Origin of the sequence: Propionivibrio sp. (assembly GCF_049316945.1) — a bacterium.
Classification (GTDB): domain Bacteria; phylum Pseudomonadota; class Gammaproteobacteria; order Burkholderiales; family Rhodocyclaceae; genus Propionivibrio.
Genome location: NZ_JBMOJE010000212.1, coordinates 1 through 5,279, shown reverse-complemented (window position 1 = coordinate 5,279; position 5,279 = coordinate 1). Strand labels below are relative to the sequence as shown.

The following is a 5,279-nucleotide window of genomic DNA, read 5'->3' as shown; positions in this document are numbered from 1 at the left end:
CGATTCACTGATTTTCAGGGCATAGACAAGTTCTTTCATCTTCATTGACAATCCTTAACCAATTCATGAACCTACCGTAATATTTCTGTACCTAGCTGTCATCCGCGCCGTCTCGTACCCGTAAGCAACAGGCTGGCGGAGTACCTTTTGATAAATTCCCGCCGTTTGGTTTGCGGGTGATGCGGGTGATGCGGGTGATTGCGGGGTGATTTCCATCCGTATACGTTTACTTGTATTTCTTCTTTTGACACTTTGTTCACGTTGGTAGAAAAGTTACCCGCTATCACCCGCATCACCCGCATTTGATAACCTTCCATTTGGCGACTTTGGCATGCCCATCAGTACCGGATTTGCACAGTTTCAGCCCGTCGATGATGCGTTCCCGGTGTGAGCGCATCCAGTAGCTCAGCCTCCGGCTATTGGGTTTCTCGGCACAGACCAATTGCAGCGCATCGCGGAGCTCTTCATTCGCGCTCTGTCCAACAGATGCACCCTCGGAAATCACTTCGGCAACGGTTACAGGACGCTCGCCGAAAGACTCCTGCCAGGCTGAATAAAGCAGGCGCATGGCTTCCAGGTCGGGGTCTTGCTCGCGTAATTCCTCAGAGGTTAGGAGGGGGTCGGGTAGGTCAAGCCAGACCAGTGGGCGGCGTACCATTCGATCCCATTGCTCAAAGCCGCCAAAGTTATGCAGGCCAGCAATCTTTGGTGCCCCAGCCGCGAGATAGGCGGCAACGATGGTCAGGCACAGGGAAATGATTTCACCGCGCAACGCGGTGATTGTCGCCAGGTGGTCGCGGTCAAACGCTCGATGCTCCGGGCGCTCGGTCTTGGCATCAAGGCGAATCATCAGCACGCGGCGCTTAAGGTCGCCAATGATGGCCAGGTTGTTTCCGGTGGCCACGATCAGCGAATGTGTCGGCACGTTGAGCATTCCAGAGCCACCCAATGGACGCAGCCGGACAAATTGCTGTGTCGCTACTTGGCATAGTAAGTCACCCTTTAACGGGCGCTCGATGTTGTCCACCGAAATAACGGCATCTCCGGCCAGCAACACACCAGCCAGGCGCTTCTCTGACTCGGCGTCATCATGGCCCAGGCTGAGGACGGATGCCCGGCGAGCCGTTGCGACGATGGCCAGCGTCTCGCACAACAGGGTTTTGCCGGTGCCCGCTGTTGGCGCAGTGATCGCCATGAGAGGGGAGGCGGGAAGTAACCGGCGCTGTATGGCCGTCAGCAACGCGGCCAGCATGGCAACGCGGTCGGCAGCATCCACGAAGGGGAAGCTATCAAACAGGCTGAGCAAGCGGCCAGCGGCGGCGCTGGCGTCGTTTTTGGAAGGTTTGGCCGGTGGTCGCTGATAACCGGGAATTGCCGTGAAAGCGCAGAACAGGCCGCTAGCCTGGTCGTATCCAGGGGTATCAATGACTCGGCCATCCTCCGTTATCGTTGGCGTCTCAATGAAGCCGACGAGGTCAGGAAGTCGCGGCCAATGGCCGCGAGCCAGCAATGAGTCAGCTACCCGGCGCGGGCAGTCGGTAGCGACATAATCCGAAAGCCGCGAATCCCATTTTTGATGATTGGCGGCGCGGCCTGCCAGTTCGGCCATGTGTGCCGACTCAACCGGATGCACCATGATAGCCCCAGCGGGACGCTTGACGCTCTTGTCCTTGGGTTGTTCGGCCTGATAGACGCGTGCCAGGCGGCTAGCGTAGCGGAACAGGTGAAGTTCAGGCGATTCACTGAGCGAGCGTTCTACCAGGTCGAGAACAGTCGGCAGATGGCCGTTTTTATGCTGAATGATGCGCTTTCCGTCAGCCGCGAACAGGTCGCCAGGTGGCGTCGACGTGGGTTTCTGTTTTTGCTTTCCTGCCAGCTTGGCAGCGGCTACTTCGAGACTGGTTACATTACTCATAGTCCCGCCGATCTTGCTGCACCGGTCAGGCGTTCAGCAGCTACCATGAGGCGGTCACGATCAACCGATGATAGAGGTTCGCCGGTGGCCAATGCCGCCGCAGCGGCAGCAACTACAAGCGCTTCAAAGGCGACGCAGCGCAGGGCGTCAGTGGCCAGGAACGGGCGGCGTTCACGCTTTCCGGAGTCGGTCAGGCGTTCGGGGTAAAGGTCGGTCATTTCCAGACCGATGGCCGCGAGGATTGACGGCGCATCACACCCGGCAAAGCAATGGATAAGTAGCCTTCCGTCGTCCAGTTCTCGCCAGGTGGCAGAAGCTCGTTTATCGGCGTGGGCAGGGCACTTGAAAACGCCGTGGGTTGCGCCGGCCTTGTATCTGTAGACGTCTGCACGGGCAAGGAACTTTTCAGCAGGTGAACTCATTGCTTGGCCTCATCGCCTTCGGCATCAGGCATCGCCGTCATTGATTTCACTGAGCATCACCCCGCTCTGCCTTAGAGCGTGCACGAACCGCAGCAACACCAAGCATCATGATTTCAGCCAGAGGCACCGCAGCGCCAGCCGCACAGCCCTTGCGGTTCTTGGTTCCCCTGATTGCGCCCAGTTGCTCCAGGAAGTCAGCGATTACTGGCCCGGCCTCGGCTTGGCTTTGGCAGGCCAGAAGGTTGTCGAGTAGCGCGATTGCCTCTTCGCCGCCGATGATTTCGCTAGCGGTCGACATCAGAGCACCATTCCAGCGCTAACAATGCGCTGGTACTCAGGCCAGAAGCGGGTTTTGTGCAGAAAGAGGTGAACGCCTACTTTTGCCATTGCTCCGGCATCGATCAGGTCGCGCTGAATCGGCTTGGTGTGGTAGTGCAGAAGTTTGTCAGAATTGAATACAGGTTGGCCATATTCGATAAACCACGTTTTCAGTGGTAGAAAGTCTGAAGGTTTGGTGTTTTCCATTTTTATCCTTGAAAGTAGCGTCCGGCTTGGCGTATTGGGACGGTGCTTTCAAGGATAGGGAATCAAATTTTCATGAAAATTGGGGCGGTCAAGGTGGATATATAGCGGCCATGATGGCTATATACCCTGAAGCCATCCGCGAACGACTGCAACAGAGCGGTGCACCTGATTCGCTATTTTTTCAGCGGCTTGGTTTTTTGATTTGAAATTCCCGTTGCGGTACAACTCAAGCGCTTTTTCTTTAATTTCGCGGTGGGGCTTAGCTGCTATCTGACTGGCCATGGTGCAATTGGCGGTGATCGCATTTCTTAATATTTCTTGTCGAATGCACGGTGCGTCGGCGTCTTCCTGTAGGAAGGATAGCTGCGTTTCGTATGCGCTGAAAAGGCTGACAGAGAGTGTGTGACGTGAAACGAAATCAGAAAGCCTGTTTGCACACAAGGCGTCTAGCGCCAGACTTTCAAGAAAATATGACCACGCCAAAAAATCGCCAAGTGTCAGCATGACTTGAGCGTTAGTTGGATTTTCAAATGTGGCTATGGTTTGGCCAGAGTACATTTTGTCAAACGTTTTTTTGTTCAACAGATTGAGTTCGTCAAAGTCGCCAGGTGGAAAACCGAACCATATCCACACGTGGGGTAGAAGATCAGAAAGATGGTACTTTGTACCCTCAAGCAGTTGCTTGCCGGTTATATCCAATTCCGCATCGTCGATTTCGATTGATGCCTGACCATCGATATGTTTTCTCGGTCTATAAGACCAGTAAATTTGTGCCATTCTTGCGCTCCTTCTGTTGCGCTCCTTCATTGGGTTCCACCCCCAGGCGGTGAAGGATTCCGCCTTGTCGCCCGGCCAGGCTAGGGGGTGGCTTAATCGGTCAGGCGGCTATCTTGACCGTGTAGTCTTTAAAACTTCGATCTAACGCAGAGATGATTCCAGACAGTTTTTCACGGAGCATATAAAGAAGCGCGCACTCATCGCAAAACGTCCCATCTTCGTTGTTTTCGATAAGGCTAACAGTTCCCTCTACAAGGGCTTTGGCGGCGCACAAGTCCTCAATTAATCGACATGAAAAATCAGTGTAAGTACAAACTACCGTATTCAATGTATTGCTTTCCGCTGTTGTTCCGCTAGAATTTTTTGAAGCCATTTTGTAACTCCTGTCAGTTGCGTTGTGGTCAGGGCCGGTTAGATGTTCGAGCAACTCCCGGCCTGTTCTGCCTGAAACCGTCAGGCGGCAGTGTTATTTCTTTTCTCGCGCTCATAATTGGCCAGCTGGTGCCAGTGATGGCAGAGGGATTCAAGCAGGCGCAGATCCGCAACCGACAACCGGCGCAGATCGTCGCCCGTCATTTGGGTACGCAACAGGTCAATGGCTTTTTGGGCGGTTGTCATGGCACACCCTCACGCAAAAACGGTATTTATCGTACTGGCACGCCCCTTGATGCACAGGTGACTGTAGCGCCGGGTCATGGTCAATGAACGGTGTCCGGCATGCTCGGCAATGGCGAGAATGTCCACGCCCGCTTGCGCCAGCCGCGAGCAGCTGGTGTGCCGCAAGGTGTGGAAGGTGACGCCCTCGAGGCCAGCCAGCTTGCACGCTTCCATGAATCCGTGCCGGAAGTCGTGTGGCATGTCCCGGTGCTTGCCGGAAAAGATCAGGTCGTCATCCATTGAGCGGATGCGTTTCATGCGCTTGAATTCTTGGATCAGGTCAGGGGTGATTGGCGAGATATGGGAATCGCCGTTTTTCGTACGCGCCACGGTGACACACGGCGCGTCGCCCTCCAGGGTCAGATCGAACCAGCGCAAACCCAGCAGGGCCCCACGGCGCAGGCCGGTAACAATCGCCAGGCGAATCAGCAGCGGCAACAGTACCCAGGTCTGGAGCCGTGCGGCATCCATGAGGCGTTGTTCTTCGTCCAAGGTCAGGAAGCGCACCTTGCCGGGGTTTTCCTTGTGCTGCGGGATGTCTTGCAGGGGGGATGCCCAGCCGCGCGGCAGCAGGCGTTTTTGCTTGGCGAAGCGAATGGCGGACTGTAGCGCCATGCGGTAACGGTTCACGGTGGGGCCGGATTTAATCTTGCCGTTTTTGCCGGGGGCGGTCTCCAGCTCGGCCAGGGCGGCATCGATGTCGTCGGGCGTTAATTCGGCCATCGGCTTGGTGCCGAATCGCTCCGTCCAGAAAGAAAGACGCGATTTAATCATCGTGTCCCGCATCGGAGTCAACGAGAGAAAAACAGCGCCTATTTCGGCCACTGTTTTGGGGGTTTGGTACTCAGTTTTCATGGTGGGCATCCTAAAATCCGCTACGGATTAATAAAATGTCCCAATGGCCGCCAAGCCCTTGCTACTACTAGATACTGGAGGCGCGAGCCGGAGTCGAACCGACCTACACGGATTTGCAATCCGGTGCA

General features: G+C 55.4%; 8 protein-coding genes. All 8 read right to left on the bottom strand.

The window, feature by feature from the left end; genetic code table 11:
* Window positions 1–292: 292 nt before the first annotated feature.
* Complete coding sequence (locus tag ACOYNV_RS25470; protein ID WP_422902616.1) at window positions 293–1,915, bottom strand: hypothetical protein; 1,623 nt, start codon at window positions 1,913–1,915, stop codon at window positions 293–295.
* Window positions 1,912–2,337: a hypothetical protein gene (locus ACOYNV_RS25465; RefSeq protein WP_422902615.1), complete on the bottom strand. Its 426-nt coding sequence runs from the start codon at window positions 2,335–2,337 to the stop codon at window positions 1,912–1,914. The genes ACOYNV_RS25470 and ACOYNV_RS25465 overlap by 4 nt, the downstream gene beginning before the upstream one ends.
* Before the next feature lie 46 nt (window positions 2,338–2,383).
* Window positions 2,384–2,635, bottom strand: a complete 252-nt coding sequence (locus ACOYNV_RS25460; RefSeq protein ID WP_422902614.1) for a hypothetical protein — start codon at window positions 2,633–2,635, stop codon at window positions 2,384–2,386.
* Window positions 2,635–2,862 carry a hypothetical protein gene (locus ACOYNV_RS25455; RefSeq protein WP_422902613.1) on the bottom strand — a complete coding sequence of 76 codons (228 nt, stop codon included), beginning with the start codon at window positions 2,860–2,862 and terminating at the stop codon, window positions 2,635–2,637. The genes ACOYNV_RS25460 and ACOYNV_RS25455 overlap by 1 nt, the downstream gene beginning before the upstream one ends.
* A gap of 117 nt (window positions 2,863–2,979) precedes the next feature.
* On the bottom strand, window positions 2,980–3,639 hold the full coding sequence (locus ACOYNV_RS25450; protein WP_422902612.1) for a hypothetical protein: 660 nt from the start codon (window positions 3,637–3,639) through the stop codon (window positions 2,980–2,982).
* A 100-nt stretch (window positions 3,640–3,739) separates the two neighbouring features.
* A complete protein-coding gene (locus ACOYNV_RS25445) occupies window positions 3,740–4,012 on the bottom strand; it encodes a hypothetical protein (RefSeq protein WP_422902611.1) in 273 nt (90 codons plus the stop codon).
* A gap of 80 nt (window positions 4,013–4,092) precedes the next feature.
* Complete coding sequence (locus ACOYNV_RS25440; RefSeq protein WP_422902610.1) at window positions 4,093–4,257, bottom strand: hypothetical protein; 165 nt, start codon at window positions 4,255–4,257, stop codon at window positions 4,093–4,095.
* A 9-nt stretch (window positions 4,258–4,266) separates the two neighbouring features.
* Entirely contained in the window at window positions 4,267–5,151 is an 885-nt protein-coding gene (locus ACOYNV_RS25435) for a tyrosine-type recombinase/integrase (RefSeq protein ID WP_422902609.1), read from the bottom strand.
* Window positions 5,152–5,279 lie beyond the last annotated feature (128 nt).

Excerpts from the sequence above, each read along its gene's own strand:
- ACOYNV_RS25445 (WP_422902611.1), bottom strand. The coding sequence starts at position 4,012 with ATGGCTTCAAAAAATTCTAGCGGAACAACAGCGGAAAGCAATACATTG.
- ACOYNV_RS25465 (WP_422902615.1), bottom strand. The coding sequence starts at position 2,337 with ATGAGTTCACCTGCTGAAAAGTTCCTTGCCCGTGCAGACGTCTACAGA.
- ACOYNV_RS25435 (WP_422902609.1), bottom strand. The coding sequence starts at position 5,151 with ATGAAAACTGAGTACCAAACCCCCAAAACAGTGGCCGAAATAGGCGCT.
- ACOYNV_RS25450 (WP_422902612.1), bottom strand. The coding sequence starts at position 3,639 with ATGGCACAAATTTACTGGTCTTATAGACCGAGAAAACATATCGATGGT.
- ACOYNV_RS25460 (WP_422902614.1), bottom strand. The coding sequence starts at position 2,635 with ATGTCGACCGCTAGCGAAATCATCGGCGGCGAAGAGGCAATCGCGCTA.
- ACOYNV_RS25470 (WP_422902616.1), bottom strand. The coding sequence starts at position 1,915 with ATGAGTAATGTAACCAGTCTCGAAGTAGCCGCTGCCAAGCTGGCAGGA.
- ACOYNV_RS25455 (WP_422902613.1), bottom strand. The coding sequence starts at position 2,862 with ATGGAAAACACCAAACCTTCAGACTTTCTACCACTGAAAACGTGGTTT.
- ACOYNV_RS25440 (WP_422902610.1), bottom strand. The coding sequence starts at position 4,257 with ATGACAACCGCCCAAAAAGCCATTGACCTGTTGCGTACCCAAATGACG.